13 protein-coding genes are annotated in these 17,101 nt (G+C 41.9%); 8 read left to right on the top strand and 5 right to left on the bottom strand.

What is annotated here, in order from left to right:
• Nucleotides 1-98: 98 nt before the first annotated feature.
• The 5 genes from FZF08_RS27665 to FZF08_RS27645 form a co-directional block, all read right to left on the bottom strand.
• Nucleotides 99-1,808 carry an alpha-amylase family glycosyl hydrolase gene (locus FZF08_RS27665; protein WP_229216722.1) on the bottom strand — a complete coding sequence of 570 codons (1,710 nt, stop codon included), beginning with the start codon at nucleotides 1,806-1,808 and terminating at the stop codon, nucleotides 99-101.
• Entirely contained in the window at nucleotides 1,798-2,628 is an 831-nt protein-coding gene (locus FZF08_RS27660; protein ID WP_159476728.1) for a universal stress protein, read from the bottom strand. Before FZF08_RS27660 ends, FZF08_RS27665 begins: the two co-directional genes overlap by 11 nt.
• A 41-nt stretch (nucleotides 2,629-2,669) precedes the next feature.
• The gene (locus FZF08_RS27655; RefSeq protein WP_159476725.1) at nucleotides 2,670-2,957 is read right to left on the bottom strand and encodes a hypothetical protein; all 288 of its coding nucleotides are present in this window, start codon (nucleotides 2,955-2,957) and stop codon (nucleotides 2,670-2,672) included.
• A 569-nt stretch (nucleotides 2,958-3,526) separates the two neighbouring features.
• Entirely contained in the window at nucleotides 3,527-3,892 is a 366-nt protein-coding gene (locus FZF08_RS27650) for a cupin domain-containing protein (RefSeq protein WP_159476723.1), read from the bottom strand.
• A 240-nt stretch (nucleotides 3,893-4,132) separates the two neighbouring features.
• Nucleotides 4,133-4,681 (bottom strand): Pr6Pr family membrane protein, encoded by a 549-nt coding sequence (locus tag FZF08_RS27645; protein ID WP_229216724.1) that lies wholly within the window; start codon nucleotides 4,679-4,681, stop codon nucleotides 4,133-4,135.
• Between the two features lie 319 nt (nucleotides 4,682-5,000).
• On the opposite strand from FZF08_RS27645, the gene mgtA reads away from it, so the two are divergent.
• From mgtA to FZF08_RS27605, 8 genes are all read left to right on the top strand, one after another.
• Nucleotides 5,001-7,556 carry a magnesium-translocating P-type ATPase gene (mgtA, locus tag FZF08_RS27640; RefSeq protein WP_159476717.1) on the top strand — a complete coding sequence of 852 codons (2,556 nt, stop codon included), beginning with the start codon at nucleotides 5,001-5,003 and terminating at the stop codon, nucleotides 7,554-7,556.
• 384 nt (nucleotides 7,557-7,940) lie between these two features.
• A complete protein-coding gene (locus FZF08_RS27635; protein ID WP_159476714.1) occupies nucleotides 7,941-8,609 on the top strand; it encodes a response regulator transcription factor in 669 nt (222 codons plus the stop codon).
• Between the two features lie 11 nt (nucleotides 8,610-8,620).
• On the top strand, nucleotides 8,621-10,000 hold the full coding sequence (locus FZF08_RS27630; RefSeq protein ID WP_159476711.1) for a HAMP domain-containing sensor histidine kinase: 1,380 nt from the start codon (nucleotides 8,621-8,623) through the stop codon (nucleotides 9,998-10,000).
• Nucleotides 10,001-10,290: 290 nt separating this feature from the next.
• Nucleotides 10,291-10,731, top strand: coding sequence for a Rieske 2Fe-2S domain-containing protein (locus FZF08_RS27625; RefSeq protein WP_159476708.1), 441 nt, complete (start codon nucleotides 10,291-10,293; stop codon nucleotides 10,729-10,731).
• Nucleotides 10,732-10,743: 12 nt separating this feature from the next.
• Nucleotides 10,744-11,664 (top strand): DUF5777 family beta-barrel protein, encoded by a 921-nt coding sequence (locus FZF08_RS27620; RefSeq protein ID WP_159476705.1) that lies wholly within the window; start codon nucleotides 10,744-10,746, stop codon nucleotides 11,662-11,664.
• Nucleotides 11,665-11,734: 70 nt separating this feature from the next.
• Complete coding sequence (locus FZF08_RS27615; RefSeq protein WP_159476702.1) at nucleotides 11,735-12,217, top strand: YceI family protein; 483 nt, start codon at nucleotides 11,735-11,737, stop codon at nucleotides 12,215-12,217.
• Nucleotides 12,218-12,241: 24 nt separating this feature from the next.
• Complete coding sequence (locus FZF08_RS27610) at nucleotides 12,242-12,646, top strand: hypothetical protein (RefSeq protein ID WP_159476699.1); 405 nt, start codon at nucleotides 12,242-12,244, stop codon at nucleotides 12,644-12,646.
• Between the two features lie 96 nt (nucleotides 12,647-12,742).
• Complete coding sequence (locus tag FZF08_RS27605) at nucleotides 12,743-17,101, top strand: CusA/CzcA family heavy metal efflux RND transporter (protein WP_159476696.1); 4,359 nt, start codon at nucleotides 12,743-12,745, stop codon at nucleotides 17,099-17,101.

Genomic DNA, 17,101 nt, shown 5'->3' with positions numbered 1-17,101 from the left:
TTGCTGAAATTTAAAAAGAATGTTTTAAGTAGGTTGGAAGTGCTTATAAGTATTTCTGATGACTGGTTTTTGAGCACTACAACCGTTGCTATTGTTATTTAAAGTGCACTATTTGTAAGTATGACAAATTGTGACGGTTCAAGTTTAAGCTTGATAAAATGCCTGTTCCCTTCCTCGTTTCGCAATACACTGATATGTCCCGACTGGCCATATAGAAATTTGAATTTATTTCCTTCGGGGTTGAGCAGCGGATCTACGAGAATGTATTCTTCATCCTGGTCACTGAGCGAACTGTTATAGGCTACTACAATTTCCTCATCATAAAGTACTCTTGAAAAAGCGAGAAGACATTTTTTATAAATAGGCAAATGGAAATTTTGACCATCATCCGAAAGCTCCCGCATGTACATTCTGCCAAACTTTAAAACAGGACTTTCCTTTCTCAGAGCTGCTATAAAAGCGATTTCTTTGTAAATTCGGTTTGACTTGTTTAATGCATTTAAGTGATAGTCCTGCATACTAAACATGGCCTCACGAATGTTAAAATCACCTTGTCCTGCTCCGTTAAATCCTTGCTCAGTTCCGTAGTAAATACAGGGCGTGCCAAGCGCGCATAACAAACAACCAATACCGGCAATGATCTGATTTTCTGTCGCCCCATTGCCAAACCGCTTTTTGAAAATTTGTCCTACCTGATCATGGTTGTCGATAAAAGTGACCAGAAACTCGCCAAACTCTCCGCGGTTTAACGCGTTTTTTCGAAGCGATTCATAACGGTCAATGAGGCTGTCTGGCGTTGCAATACCTTTGATGACATCAGCAAGAATATGATATAATGGAAAGTCAAGAACGGAATTCAAACCAAAATAAATGGCTTTGTCTTCCACCACAACAGATGTTTTGGGGCCAATGTATTTGTTGTACATCTCCTCCGGCCCTACCAGCTCACCGAAAAGAAAGAAGTTACGTTTGCCAAGCTTGTAGGCATATTCGCGGACATGGGAGCAGAACTGGCTGATATATTCCTCGCCCATGTGTTTGACTGCATCTATCCTGAATCCATCTATATCAGCCTCCTTAATCCAGTAACAATGAATTTTGGTAAGCATCTGCTGCACATACAATGCCTCTGGTGAAGTATCATTTTTGAAGCTTTTTAGCGAAAGGAAATCTCCTTCACGGGTCTCAGGATAGCTGTCGAAATTCCTTATCTGGCCCTTTTTCCAATATAGTTCGGGGTTTCTCAGCTCAATGGGAAGTGGCTTGCTGTCTGTGCGCCAGCCGCCAAAAGGAAATACGGCTCCCTCGTAATAGTAGTAATTCTGATCTTGTGGATAAAACCAATTGTCGCCGGAATGGTGCAGCACAATATCCAGAAATACCCTGATATCCATGGCATGTGCCGCGTCTACAAGGTTTGCCAGATCTTCTTTTGTTCCAAAACGAGGATCGATGTTGAGAAAATCCTGAATGGCATAACCGTGATAAGAAGCAAGGTTATTTTCAAATACCGGGCTGAGCCATAGGGCAGTACAACCCAGGTCCCGAATGTAATCGAGGTGATTTGTAATACCCTTCAATGTACCACCGCAGATTTTCTGCAAAGCTTCTGCATCGCCAAAGCCGTTTTGCCTGCCATTCGTATTGCTTGGGTTTCTGTCCAGATCGTCATGAAAACGGTCGACGAGCAAAAAGTAAATAAACTCTTCCCGCCATTCCCTGTTGGTTTTTGTCCAATAAATTTTGCCTGGCCTGGGTGAAAGGTCAATAGCCTTAATCGAAGTAATTGCAGGTTCATTAATCGTCATTTTTGGCAGGGGTTTTGGCTGAGAGTTGTTCGCTGCAACATGTCCATACTAATACGTTGGCATGGTTAACAACATCGGCCGTGGTGCTTTGGGAGAACAAATGTTTTAAATCCCGCTTTCTATGCGTTATCATAGCGATCATGTCTGCATTGTTTTCACTTGTAAAATGCAGGATACCATCTTTTACATTCTTGTTTTTTAAAACATTAATCCGAAAATTCACAAGCTGGTAATGCTTTGCATATTGTTCAAGTCTTTCTTTGATTTTTTCGTCATTTAAGGAGGAGCCGGTGTTGATGCGCAGGATTTGAAGTCTTGCATGAAAAAGCGTTTGAAGAAGTTTGATTTGCTCAATCATTTCGAATTGATTAAGCTTCATATCGCATGGAAATACAATGTCATTGATTGATTTGGTGTTAACTGAGCCTCTTACCGCAAATACCGGAACAGGTGATGTCCGGACGATCTTTTCAATATGCGATCCCAAAAAGAAGTCATCCCATCCACGCGATCCATGCGTGCCCATCACAATCAGATCAATGTTGTCATTTATTACAGATTTTAGAATGGAGGGCATAAACCTCCCGGTTAAAATTTTCTGCTGCGTAATAATTCCGGAATTTTGGCAGGATTTAACAAGGGCTGTCAAGCTTTCCAGTGCATGAATTTTTAGTGCCGATGTAATTGCTGCGCTGGTGGATTCAGACACAACGTTTACTAAAAGCAAATGTCCGTCGATTTGAGCAGCTAGTTGCAGGGCAAAATTCAGCGCCTTCTCGTTATACTTTGAAAAATCACAGGGTACCAGAATTCTTGTCATGATAAGTGAATTCCGAATGGTTAAACTTTGTACAACTCAGCTTAGATAAACTCCTCAATTATCAAAGCTATTTCTTTTTTTGATAAACCGGAATATCGCAACTGTAAGATAACGGACGGTCGGGGTAGGTGATTTATGAACTTATAATATTTAGGATGGCTGACATTCAGAAAAGGACTGAAAGTGTCCTGATCAAGCTCTCTGACAAATACATCGACTCGATTATCAGTTTTTTGGGAAATAGTTTCAATATGCTCTCTTCTCACAATTTTAACCATTTTACCGGTTCTGAGCAAAACTACTTTTTCTCGAAGCAGTATATTTTTCATATTTGTGGCGGACTTGACTTAAATAATTTAAGGTTGATGTATTTCGATTTTTGCGTGTTACACGGTTTACAAAGGTGCGTTTATTTGAAAGCGGAAAGGTTACATTAAGAGGTCAATAACTTACATATATCACAGGTTTTTAGAATTAAAGTTGAGGTCTTTTATGCTTAACATGACTTTAATTTAAAGTTTAAAATAGCCGGCAGTACTCCATTATTTTGAAATCTTCATTGTTGAGCCACACCAGTGAATCATGCAATCATCCGTATTTTTTTTGTAACAATCCGCCCGCTCAATTGAAGGAACTATACAATTGTAATTACTGAAAGTTTCATAGAGTGAAATATCATTCCGGGAGTTGTTTTTATACTTACAGGCACTCTGCTTTTGTATTCAATCGGTATGACTTTATTACCGCAGAAAAGATTATTCACGTGGGCCAGCTCAAAATAGTGAAAGAGCATGATAACCTCTTCACCTTGTCGCTATGGATAGGGATTGTCGTCTTGCTTATTGGACTGGCCACAATGGCGGTCATACCAGCGAAGAAAAAGATGCACAGCAAATTTTCACTCATATCCGTTTTTAATGACCGTCGAGATCATTTTAAATTGTACTTCGGCTGACATAGAATTCGGTTTGTGGGCGGGAATAATAATTCCCTCTCCAAGTTTTAGCTTATGGGTTTTTCCATCGATAATAATATCAGCACTTCCGTCAATAATTTGAATATAAGTATCGAAAGCAGAGTATTTCTGAGCTAATTCCTCGCCCGCGGCAAAGGAAGAGGCTGTGATATTTCCTGTCAATTTTTTGAGGATTGTTCTGCTTAGAACCGCATTGGGTATGTATTCTATGATTTCAACGATGATATGTGACTGGGCTTTCTCCATTTCCGAATCACGCGCGTTGTCGCCTTTATTTATACCATTCATGAGTAGATGTAAATTTAAATATGATTTTCAGGCCTTGATTTTCACTGTCGTCAGGAATAATCCAGTCAAACCGTCAACACAATCCGAGCCTGCATAAAGGTGACATTATTTTTGCTCGTTATTGCAAGAAGTATGCGCTTCATTAGGGGAAGTACCAGTCCTATGGGAGGCTAAAAAATAAGGTTTTTCGTAAAGATTCTAAAGCGATGTTTAACAATGTGAAGCACCGTCCGGACTTATTCATTTTATTTTCAAAATGAATTTTCCGATTTTGATATATAGGGCTGATATACAGATAAATAATACGATTAGCCCTGCGCTATTGGCCAACACTTTTGACAAACCGAGCCTTCCCGCATCAACAAATGGATAAGGGTAGAAATTAGAAAATCTTCCGCGGATTAAGATATAAATCAGGTAAATAAGTGGATAAATCAGCCATTTGGGTATCTGCTGATAGGTCACCGATTTTTTTTCTTCAAACAAATACCAGAAAATAATAACAAGGACAGGTATCACCGAGTGAAGTAATTCGTCCACAATTTTTTGTGCGCCTTGGGGTTCCCAGGTATGCCGTAAAATAACTTGGTAAACCAGCCCAACAATCGTTATGTAGACTGTAACGGCAGTTAGTGTTCCAGGCTTATTAATGATTGACATGTAGCCCTGCCTTGTTTTGATCAATGACAACGAAAAATATATGGCTACCAGTAAATTTGTCAAAATTGTAAAAAAACTAAAGAAGCGAATTGTTGTTTCAAAAATTGGAGTTACCCTATTTTCTATCATTAAATTATATTGTGTCAAGACAGCAATCCAGGCAATGATCGCGAAAAGAATTGAAAGAATGTTTTTCATATCCAATAAATAATCCTAACAAATCTATCGATCTTTTGCCAAATTCCACCCGTTGAAAGGGTTTTCGATATGTGATTTGTACAACTTATGCTGCCAGTGGTGTAACATTTGCGGATTTAGTAATTTTCATCTTTGCATTCATGGTGACTTACTCATGAGTTGACAAATATGTTATTTTCTTTGATGGCTGCCCGAAATATTCCGGAGGCTATTAACACAAACATATTGACATTGATCGAAATTAGTTGAAATGAAGGGTAAAATAATTGAAAATAAGGATGTTGGATTTTGGTCAATAAATCTGGAACAGGCGCTCAAACAGGTTAATTCAAGGGTGACCGGATTGGCTGAAAAAGATATTGATCAGCTTAGAAAACAATTTGGAGCGAATAGTATCGCATCGGTTGACAGCCAGACAAACGTTTTGTTATTTATCAACCAGTTTAAAAGTCCGATCACAATTATTTTGCTGCTGGCGTGTGCTTTGTCTTATTCTTTAAACGATCATACCAATGCGGTAATTATTTTTGTTATTGTCCTGATCAGCAGTGGTCTTGGTTTTTGGCAGGAAAGGGCTGCCGGAAACGCGGTTGCTCAGCTTTTAGCCATGGTGCGTATCACAACGGCCGTGGTTCGCGATCAAACCGAAAAGGAGATTCCGGTTGAAGAAATTGTGCCGGGCGACGTTGTTGTGCTGGATGCAGGTGATGTGGTTCCGGCCGACTGCCTGATCATTGAATCCAACGAATTGTTTGTAGATGAAGCGGCTTTCACAGGGGAAACTTTTCCGGTTGATAAAATGCCGGGCGTTTTACCAGCTGACACGGTTCTGGCTAAACGTTCGAATGCCGTTTTTATGGGCTCGCATGTTGTGAGCGGGTCGGCCCGCGTGCTTGTCATGCTCACAGGAGCTTCTACGGGCTTCGGGCACATTAGCCAGAGTTTGAAAAACAAAGTTCCACTTACAGAATTTGAAATTGGTATCAAGAAGTTTGGCTACCTGCTGATGCAGATCACCATGTTTTTAGTGATTGTAATTTTTGGGATCAACGTTTTCCTGCACAAACCCATACTGGATTCATTTCTGTTTACACTGGCTATTGCCGTAGGGCTTACACCGCAGCTGTTGCCCGCGATCATTACAATAAATCTGTCTCAGGGTGCCAGGGAAATGGCAAAAAAGAATGTCATCGTCAAAAGGTTGAGCTCTATCGAAAATTTTGGCAGCATGGATGTGTTATGCTCCGATAAAACGGGGACGCTGACGGAGGGTAAGGTAAAAGTGTATCAGGGAACAGACTGTTTTGGTATCCAAAGTCAGAAAGTAATCACGCTGGCCAAGGTGAATGCTTCTTTGCAGCAGGGATTTAAAAATCCAATTGATGAAGCTATTTCAGGATTTGATGTCCCTGCCTTCAAGCAGGCGCAGCGGCTGGATGAGATTCCTTACGATTTTAACCGGAAACGGCTGACTTTACTGGTCAAAATGGAAGGTTCCTTTACGATGGTAACAAAAGGTGCGGTCAATCAGGTGCTTGCCGTTTGCAGCGAGGCCGAGGACGAAAAAGGAAAAAGGGTGCCCCTGGCATCACTTTTGGAAAAAATAAATAAGAACTATCAGACTTCAAGTGCATCGGGCTACCGCACGCTTGGCGTTGCGTACCGTGACTGGGAAAACAATGGCCCGATTCATAAGGAGGATGAAAATAATATGGTTTTTGCTGGATTTGTGACTTTGTTCGACCCACCAAAAACAGGCATCAATGAAACGATCACGAACCTATCTAACCTGGGCGTCAACCTCAAAGTCATTACCGGGGATAATTTGCTGGTGGCCAAAAGTATGAGTGAAAAAATTGGAATCAAGGGTGCCGTTTTTCTATCCGGAGAGAATCTCAGACAAATGAGTGATGAGGCATTAAGACACCAGGTTCTGAAAACCGATGTTTTTGCCGAAGTAGAGCCCAATCAGAAAGAGCGAATTATTATTGCTCTTAAAAAGGCTGGAAAAGTAGTTGGGTATATGGGCGACGGTATTAATGATGCCTCGGCACTGCACGCCGCTGATGTGGGCATTTCAGTTAATACCGCAGTGGATGTTGCAAAAGAAGCTGCTGATATCGTGCTGTTGGATCAGGATTTAAATGTTCTTATAGAAGGCATCAAAGAGGGGCGGCGCACTTTTGCCAATACCCAGAAATATATTTTCATGGCTACCAGTGCCAATTTTGGCAATATGTTCAGTATGGCCGGAGCGTCCTTGTTTTTATGCTTTTTACCACTTTTACCAAAGCAAATATTGCTGACGAATCTGCTGACAGATTTTCCGGGAATGACCATTGCTTCTGACACTGTGGATGAGGAGTGGATCAAGAAACCCAGGAAATGGGATATTGCATTCATCAAGCGTTTCATGATCGTGTTCGGCCTGCTGAGCTCAGTATTTGATTATCTTACTTTTGGTGTGCTTTTGTATTACTTCAAAGCAGCTCAGACAGAATTCCAGACCGGCTGGTTTATTGAATCTGTTGTGTCTGCAACCTTGATCGTGCTGGTTGTCAGAACCAGAAAGCCATTTTTTAAGAGCCAAACCGGAAAATACCTAATGGGGACTACAATACTGGTTGCTTTAATCGCACTTAGTATTCCCTGGCTTCCTTTCACAGCAAAGCTGGGGTTTGCACCATTGCCGTTCAGGTTTTACATGGTTCTTTTGGGCATTGTTACCATGTATTTATTTAGTGCCGAAATACTTAAACATTGGTTTTACAAAAGGCTGGGAGAGGGGAAGGTAAATGGCAAATAGGAAGTTCCTCCATCAAGTATCTTTTTTACTTTTGGTTTTTCATCATTACCAGTACATGCATCATGTAAATTTGAACAGGTAAGCAGAACCAAATCAAAAAGAGCGTATTATTCTTTTTTTGAAAAGGCTGGTTAATCGAATCGCTATCATTGCAATTTTTATCGTATGATAGTGAGATGAGAAAGTCTATTTTAAATATTCATGCTGAAACATATATGCTAGCCAGTACCCTATGTTGGTCGCCGTGTTTACTATTTCCGGCAGGATCTGATCTTTTAAGCATATCTTAAGAAAACATTAAGATAGTTTATAAATTCAGATGCTTTACTTCGTAGATTGTTGATGTTCGTTGCAATCCGGCATTAAGCTAATCAAATAAGTACTATGAGAATCCTGATCATTGAAGACGAAACCGGTATACTGAACTTTTTAAAGCAGGGGCTCGAAGAAGAATCCTATGCGGTGGATACTTCGTTAGAAGGTGTAAAGGGGCTGGAAATGGCTTTGACAGGAGAATATGATTTACTACTGATCGACTGGATGCTGCCGGGCAAAAGCGGTATCGAGGTTTGCCGGGAATTCAGAAAACAGGGTCATAAAACACCTATCATTTTTCTGACGGCAAGGGATACGATTCAGGATACTATTTTTGGTTTGCAAGCTGGCGCGAATGATTATATCAAAAAACCTTTCAGCTTTGATGAATTACTGGAAAGGATCAAAGTGCAGCTCAGGCCAAAAACCGGCGAGCAGTCGGAATTTAAGCTTGGGCCAATTGTGGTCGATACCCAGTCGCATCAGGTTTTCAAAGGAGCTGAGGAGATTAAACTGACTCAGAAAGAATTTGGATTACTTGAATATCTTTTGCGAAACAAAGGAAAGGTATGCCGCCGGACCCGCATTATTGAGAGCGTTTGGGACATTCATTTTGAATACAATACCGGCGTGATTGATGTATATATTAATTCCCTCCGCAAAAAACTGAAACTGGCCAAAGAAGAAGATTACATCCAGACTATCAGGGGTGTGGGTTACATTGCCAAAGAGATTTAGTATTTCAAATTATGAACCGCTCTTTTAAAAACAAGATCGCCTTTAATTTCACGCTCAGTACCGCGCTGATGGTGGCGGTTATCTTTTTCCTGATCTACTATATTGTCAATCTGACGGTATTCAGCCGGTTGGAAAAGGATATTAATTTTGAGGCAGACAAACATTTTCATGAGGTAGGTATAAAAGATGGCAAGCCGTATTTTTTCGATACATCGGAATGGCTGGAAAGAGAACATTCGATGCTGGAACTAAATCCGGTATTTATCCAACTTGTTGACCTGAAAGGAAACATTCTGGACAAATCTCCTAACCTGAAAACAAGTATTCTGAAACCGGATTTTACTAAACCTGAAAATTCATATTTTAAATCCGTTTTGCTTGGCCAAAGCATTGCACAGATTCAGATCGGCATAAAAGAAAATAAAAAAAGCACGGGCTATCTTATCGTTGCTGTTCCCATTGACGAATCTGAAATGGTTTTATCGAATCTGGAAAAAGTGCTCCTTATTTCATATCCGATAATCCTGGTCATTCTTTTTCTTATTACCCGGATCATCGCAGGCAGAAGCATTCAGCCGGTAATAACGGTTATTGAAACGGCCAGCAAAATAACAAACGAAAATTTAAGCAGCCGCATCCCTTTGCCAGCCAACAAGGATGAGCTCAAAAAGCTCGTCGTCACGATTAACGATCTGATGGACAGGATTGAAAATGCGGTGGAACGTGAAAAGCAATTTACATCCGATGCGTCGCATGAGCTCAGAACGCCGCTGGCAGTTATTAAAGGTACACTTGAAGTTTTGATACGCAAACCCCGGACCTCACAAGAATACATTGATAAAGTAAATTATTGCATCCGAGAAATGGACCGGATCAACCATCTGGTAGATCAGCTACTTTTGATGGCACGTTTTGAAAGCCAGAAAAGTGCATTGGACTGGCAGGAAGTTGACCTGACAGAATTGACCGAATCTATTCTGGAACGGCAACAAACACTTATTTTGGAAAAAGATCTGTCGGTTGAATTTGACGTTACAGTACATGATCACGTATATTCAGATCCGTATATGACCGATATTATCATCGAAAACCTGATTTCCAATGCAATAAAGTATTCCAGGGATCATGGTCGGCTGATGATAGGAATATCCAGGGATGAAAATAATTTGATTTATACCGTTAATGATGACGGCATCGGTATTGCAGCGGATGAAATCCAGCATATCCAGCAGTCATTTTATCGTGCGGAGCCATTGCAGCATCCTGAGATAAAAGGGAGTGGCCTTGGACTTTCCATCGTAAAGAGAATGTGTCAGCTTTTGGGAGTAAGCCTCAGCATAAAAAGTCAGCCCGGCAATGGAACCACAGCTGCGTTAATCTTTAAAATTTGATCCTGCTAAGTTATATACGCTGGTAATTATCAGATTAAGGTAAGTGGGATATATATAACTTAATGTCCACGAAGTGTAATACTTTCCCAGGCGTTCTTCGGGATTTTTGTCATTGTTAAGTGGAGAAATAAAAACGGATCTTCCGAAGCTGGTACCACGATTCATTTACCTAAATCGATTCTAAGTAATGAAGTCTTAAGGAAACCTTAAGAAAATCTTGAGGAAACGCTAAGGCAGCCAGGTTTACATTTGGGAGTCCTATCAGACTGAAAATAAACTAATCCAAAGCTATGAGTTTTACAAAGAATGCCAACAATATCGACCGCCATCAATTTTTAAGAAAACTGGGTTTCGGCGGTGCCTCTTTGGCAGCCGTATATTTTGGAGCGCATTTACAATCCTGTACCAACGACCGGGTCACTCCCGCACCTACCAATTTGACCGTTGACCTGACTGCTTCTGGCAATGCGGCGCTTAAAACCAATGGTGGCTACATTATCAAAGATGGCGTTGTCATTGCGCGCAGTAACACCGGTGCCTACATTGCAGCTACGCTTACATGCAGTCATGAAGGGAAAAATCAGATTACATACCAGACCGACCATTTTTACTGCACTGCACATGGAGCTAAATACGACAATACCGGCAAAGGGCTCAACAGCGAAGGCAAAAATGGAATAGCCGTGTATACAACGACACTTACCGGAAACATATTGACAATCACGGCTTAACGACATTCTGATATGATAAAAAATTTAACGGCCGTCTTGTTGATGATGACATGTACGATGGCATATGCACAAAATGATCTGCTCAATGAGCTCGAAAAAACGCAGGATTCCACCATCACCTATGCTGCTGCCACTTTTAAAGGAACCCGTATTATTAATGGGCATTCAGTTGAAACTGTCGGTAAGAGAAATCTTGATTTTATGATTTCGCACCGTTTTGGGGCTGTCAATTCCGGCGTGAGTAATTTTTTCGGATTGGATCAGGCGCAGATTCGTTTGGGGCTTGAATATGGTTTAACAGACCGGTTAATGATCGGGATCGGAAGAAGCAGCTATCAGAAAACAGTTGATATTTTTGCAAAGTACCGATTGTTGAAGCAGTCTTCGGGTTATAAAACGATACCGGTTTCGGTTACACTTTTTGCCAGCGATGCCCACAATGCCAGCAGTACTTCGGCCGAGCTGCCTTTCTATACTATCGCACAGCGGGAAACCTATACTTTTCAGGCACTTATTGCCCGGAAATTCAGTGATAAATTATCCATTCAAATCACACCAACGGTCATGCACAGAAACCTGGCCGAGAATGCGATCGATGCAAATAATCTGTATGCGCTCGGAATGGGCGGCCGTTATAAACTGACCAAAAGGACTTCTTTTAATGTGGAGTATTGGTATACACCGAAAAAGATCGGCAGTACCATTCAGCGTGATCCAAGATTTACAAACACCTTATCGCTCGGTTTTGATATTGAAACAGGCGGCCACGTATTCCAGCTTCACCTGACAAATTCAAAAGGTATGATCGAGCGGCAATTTATCGGCCAGACAACCGGAAAATGGAACAGCGGCGATATTTTTTACGGATTTAATGTTTCCAGGACTTTCAGTTTTGACAAAGACAAAAAACGCAGCAAATCCAATGGATACTAAAACTTTCAGATTGCTGCTCATACTGATGATCAGCTAGTTCATTGCCGTTACATGCTTCGGACAGATTTACATGACAAAAACGGGTCAGAGCAGTTTTTTCTCTGAAACGCCGCTTGAAAATATATCAGCCCTTAACAACCAGGTAGCTGTGCTGCTTAACACCGCTAACGGCGAAATTGCGATCCGTATGCAGCAAAGAGCTTTTCATTTTCCCAATAAGCTGATGGAAGAACATTTCAATGAAAACTACATGGAAACGGAAAAATTTCCGACCGCAGTTTTTTCGGGAAAAATTAAAGAGGTTGTTGATTATACCAAAGACGGGAGTTATAGCGTCAACGCGGAAGGCGTTCTTGATATGCACGGGGTAAAACAAAACCGCACTTTGAAAGGGCAACTTGTGATCGCAAACGGACAAATCACTTTAACGAACGCTTTTGATGTAAAGCTTACGGATCATAAAATCGAAGTACCCACGCTGGTACTTGCCAAAATAGCAGAATCGATCTCAGTTAAAAATAAATTTGTGCTTGTACCAAAGAAAACAACCTAAATTAAATTACCTTAATACCATAGATTGAAGAATTTGAAAAAAGTCATTTCCATATCGCTCCTTGTCATTTACTTTTTTTCAACCACTCAGCTGGTTGAACTGGTAAAACTGCCTGTACTTTTCGAGCACTATCAGCAGCATAAGGCCTGGGATGAGGAAGTTACTTTTTTCGAATTCATCTATGAACATTACGCAGAAAGTATAAACGGAAATCCGGACAAAGATCTGGATATGAAACTGCCTTTCAAATCACATTTGGATCAAACAGCGCTCAGCTTTCTTGTTACGCCACCTGCCAGTACCGATTATTTCTATTTTAAAGTAGCAGCGCCCGTTTTCTTTTCTGAAAGACATTACTTTATTTACTCCGAAGGACCGCTGATATCAAGCTACTTGTCCACCATTTGGCAACCGCCAAAATTCTGTTAGGCTACATTTTTGGAAGGTACCTGAGCACGGGATGGAGACATGCTGAATGCTCGTGCATTTCCGATTTTCAAAATCCAGGGTTAACAGAAATTTATTATGCTTAATAAAATCATTGCCTTTTCAGTGGGCAACAAGCTCATTGTGGGGTTGTTTGTGATTGCACTCATCGGATATGGAAGCTACGAGCTCACACGGTTGCCTATTGACGCCGTTCCCGATATCACCAATAATCAGGTTCAGGTTATTACCATCGCGCCTTCTTTTGGCGCAACAGACATAGAAAGACTGGTCACTTTCCCGATTGAACAGGCCAACAATAATATCTCAGGGCTCAAAGAAATCCGAAGCTTTTCAAGGTTTGGTCTTTCTCTGGTTACCATTGTTTTTGACGATAATGTGGATGTTTACTGGGCGCGGCAGCAGGTTTCCGAGCGGCTTCAAAAAGTGCAGACACAAATTCCGGCAGGTATCGGGACACCGGAACTTGGCCCGATAAGCACGGGTTTGGGTGAAATTTATCAATATGTTGTCCGGCCGAAGGAAGGTTTTGAACACCGTTACAATGAAACCGATCTGAGAACGATTCAGGATTGGATTGTGCGCAGGCAGCTTCTTGGCGTAAAAGGTGTAGCCGAAGTCAGCAGTTTTGGTGGCAAACTAAAACAGTATTCCATTGAGATCAATCCTGAAAAACTACTCTCTTACGGCATCACGATCAACGACGTTTTTACTGCGCTGGAATCGAATAATCAAAACACCGGTGGTGCTTACATTGAAAAAGGCCCGGCAGTTTTATACATCAGAAGTGAGGGGCTGGTTGAAAATCTGGAAGACATTAAAAATATTGCCGTTACCAACCTGGCCGACGGTCAGCCCTTATTTATCCGTGATGTAGCCGATGTGAAAACTGGTTTTGCAACACGTTACGGTGCGATGTGTTACAATGACAAAGGCGAAGTTTCAGGCGCGGTAGTAATGATGCTGAAAGGGGCCAATAGTAGCGAAGTGATAAAAAATGTCAAAGAACGCGTTGCTCAGATACAAAAAACACTTCCTGAAGGCGTAGTTATCGAGCCTTTTCTGGACAGGACCAAAATGGTGAATAACGCCATTGGCACAGTCGAGAAAAACCTGTTGGAAGGTGCGCTGATTGTCGTATTTGTGCTGGTACTTTTTCTGGGAAACTTGCGGGCTGGTCTGCTTGTCGCTTCGGTGATTCCACTGGCGATGCTTTTTGCCGTTATTATGATGAATACTTTCGGGGTGAGCGGAAATCTGATGAGCCTGGGCGCGCTTGATTTCGGGCTGATTGTTGATGGCGCAGTTATCATTGTCGAAGCGGTCATGCACCAGATTGCGCACAGCAAAAAATTCACCGGCCTCGACCGTCTTTCCCAGCCTCAAATGGATGAAGAGGTAAATGAATCGGCCGACCGGATGATGAACAGCGCTGTTTTTGGACAGGTTATCATCCTGATTGTCTACCTTCCGATTTTCACTTTGCAAGGCATTGAAGGTAAGATGTTTAAGCCCATGGCGCAGACTGTCGCTTTTGCTTTGCTCGGCGCATTTTTACTTTCTGTGACTTACATACCGATGATGAGCGCGCTATTCCTGAGTAAAAAAGTAAAACACAAACCCAACCTGTCAGACAGGCTTATGGGTTTTGTGGAAAGAAAATATAAATCAGCATTGGATAAAGTGCTTGGTTTCCCCAAAATCGTTTTGGTCTCTGTTGTTGGCTTATTTGCCTGCGCAGTTTTTGTTTTGACAACACTTGGCGGAGAATTTATTCCCGCACTTGAAGAAGGTGATTTTGCAGTCGATACCCGCGTACTGACCGGAAGCAGTCTGACCACAACAATTGAAAATACCCAGAAAGCCGCTCATATTCTCAAAACACAATTCCCTGAGGTTGAAAAAGTAGTGACTAAAATTGGCAGCGGCGAAGTACCAACCGACCCTATGCCGATGGACGCGAGTGATATGATGGTGATTTTAAAAGACAAAAGCCAGTGGACTTCCGCCAAAACTTTTCCTGAACTATCCGAAAAAATGGGTGAGGCATTGAAAGCCGTTCCCGGCGTTACCGCAGGTTTTCAGTTTCCGGTGCAAATGCGTTTCAATGAGCTGATGACCGGCGCCAGACAAGATGTGGTGTGCAAAATTTTTGGTGAAGATCTGGATACACTGGCGCTTTATGCAGCCAAACTCGGCAAGTTTGTCAATCAGGTTGAGGGAACAAAAAACCTTTATATTGAAGCAGTTGCCGGTATGCCGCAGATCATTATTCATTACAACAGAAGTGCCATTGCACAATACGGACTTAGCATCGGAGCGATCAATAAAATTGTAAATACCGCACTTGCCGGACAAAGTACCGGGATGGTTTTCGAAGGTGAAAAGCGGTTTGATCTGGTTGTCAGACTAAGTGGCGAGCAAAAGAAAAATGTCCAGGATGTACGCAACCTTCTCGTTCCAACAGCCAAAGGTATTCAGATTCCTTTGTCCCAACTGGCAGAAGTGAAAATTTCCAATGGGCCAAACCAGATACAGCGAGAAGACGCCAAGCGTCGGATTGTTGTCGGGTTTAATATCGGTGGACGCGATGTGCAAAGTATTGTCACCGAACTTCAGTCGAAAGTTAATCAAAGCCTGAAATTACCAGCTGGGTATTACATCACCTACGGAGGTGCGTTTGAAAACCTGAATGCGGCTAAAGCCCGTATGATGATTGCCGTACCTGTTTCATTGGTATTAATTTTTGTGCTTCTCTTTTTCGCTTTCAATTCTGTAAAAGAAGGATTGCTGATTTATTCTGCCATTCCTTTGTCTGCCATTGGAGGTATCTTTTTTCTTGCCCTGCGCGGTATGCCGTTCAGTATTAGTGCGGGAGTAGGCTTTATTGCCCTTTTTGGTGTGGCAGTTTTAAATGGAATTGTATTGGTAGCAGAATTTAACCGGATCAGAAAAGAAGGAGAAACCAATATTCGTAAGGCTGTTATTGAAGGCACACAGCACCGGTTGAGGCCCGTGTTAATGACGGCTTTCGTGGCTTCACTTGGTTTTCTGCCCATGGCGGTCAGCAACGGCGCGGGTGCAGAAGTGCAGCGTCCGTTGGCTACGGTTGTGATCGGGGGACTTTTGGTAGCAACTTTTCTTACCTTGTTTGTACTTCCGGTTTTATATATGGTTTTTGAAAAAGGTTTTAATTTTAATAAAGGTGGAAAAACGCCGATGACAGCTTCCGTTCTTTTGTTTTCACTTTTATTTTTTGGTCAGAAAAGCAACGCGCAAAGCCAGATAGATCTAAAATCAGCCATTAATATTGCGCTGACAAACAATCAATTGCTAAAAAACGAAAAACTTAGAATTGAATACCAAAAGGCACTTTTGAAAACGGCAGTAAGTTTGCCGCAAACCAGCTTATTGGCCGAGGGCGGACAGATCAACAGTTTTTACAGCGACACGCGCTTTAATGTTTCGCAATCTTTTAGTTTGCCCGCGGTTTATAAAAGGCAAAAAACATTGCTGAATCAGGAGCTGACAGCGAGTGTGCTCAATGTGTCTGTCAGGGAAAATGAGCTCAAACGTACGGTTTCTCAGGTTTACTACCTTTTGATTTATCAACAAAAAAAACAGGACCTTTTGGAGTCCCTGGATAGTTTGTATGCCAATTTCCTCTCACACGCGCAACAACGCCTGGACAAAGGGGAAAGTAATATTCTGGAAAAAACCAGTGCCGAAACCCAGCTCGGACAGATCCGAATTCAGCTCCGCCAACTGGAAGCAGACAAAGAGCTGGCGCGTATTCAGTTCAGACTGCTTTTGAATACAACCGAAAATATTCAGCCACAACCTTTTGAAACGAAGTATCTGTTTTCAATGGCACTCGATACTGCCCTGCTGATGAACCATCCGCAGCTGAAATTTTTAAAACAACAGCAGGACATAGCCCAGGCCTCGGTGGAAGCGGAAAAAGCAAGACTTTTACCTGAACTGAGTTTGGCATACAACAACATGAGCATGCGTGGAACGGGAGCGGACGACAAAACCTATATGGCTTCCCGTCGTTTTCAGGCCGCGCAGATCGGAATTGGTATTCCCATTTTTGCCGGCGCTCAAAAAGCCAGAATCAACGCAGCCAAGGTCAATAAACAAATTGTTTCACAAAGTTATCTGGCCGGTTCTCAGCAACTCAAAGCGCAGTATTTATCTGCGCTGAGCTCCTATCAGAAATTTTCTGAAACTGTTTCCTACTTTGAAAATAATGCATTAAAAAACGCCGGTATCATCATAAAAACGGCCGGTGAACAGCTATCGAACGGAAGTATCAATTACCTGGAATGGAGCCAGCTGATGAATCAGTCGACGATGATCCGAAGCGATTATCTGGATGCTTTGATGAATTTGAACAGCAAAGCCATTGAGCTTGATTACATTTTTGAAAATTAA

The sequence above is a fragment of the Dyadobacter sp. 3J3 genome, assembly GCF_009801115.1.
GTDB lineage: Bacteria > Bacteroidota > Bacteroidia > Cytophagales > Spirosomataceae > Dyadobacter.
This window is presented reverse-complemented; position numbering and strand designations above follow the sequence as displayed.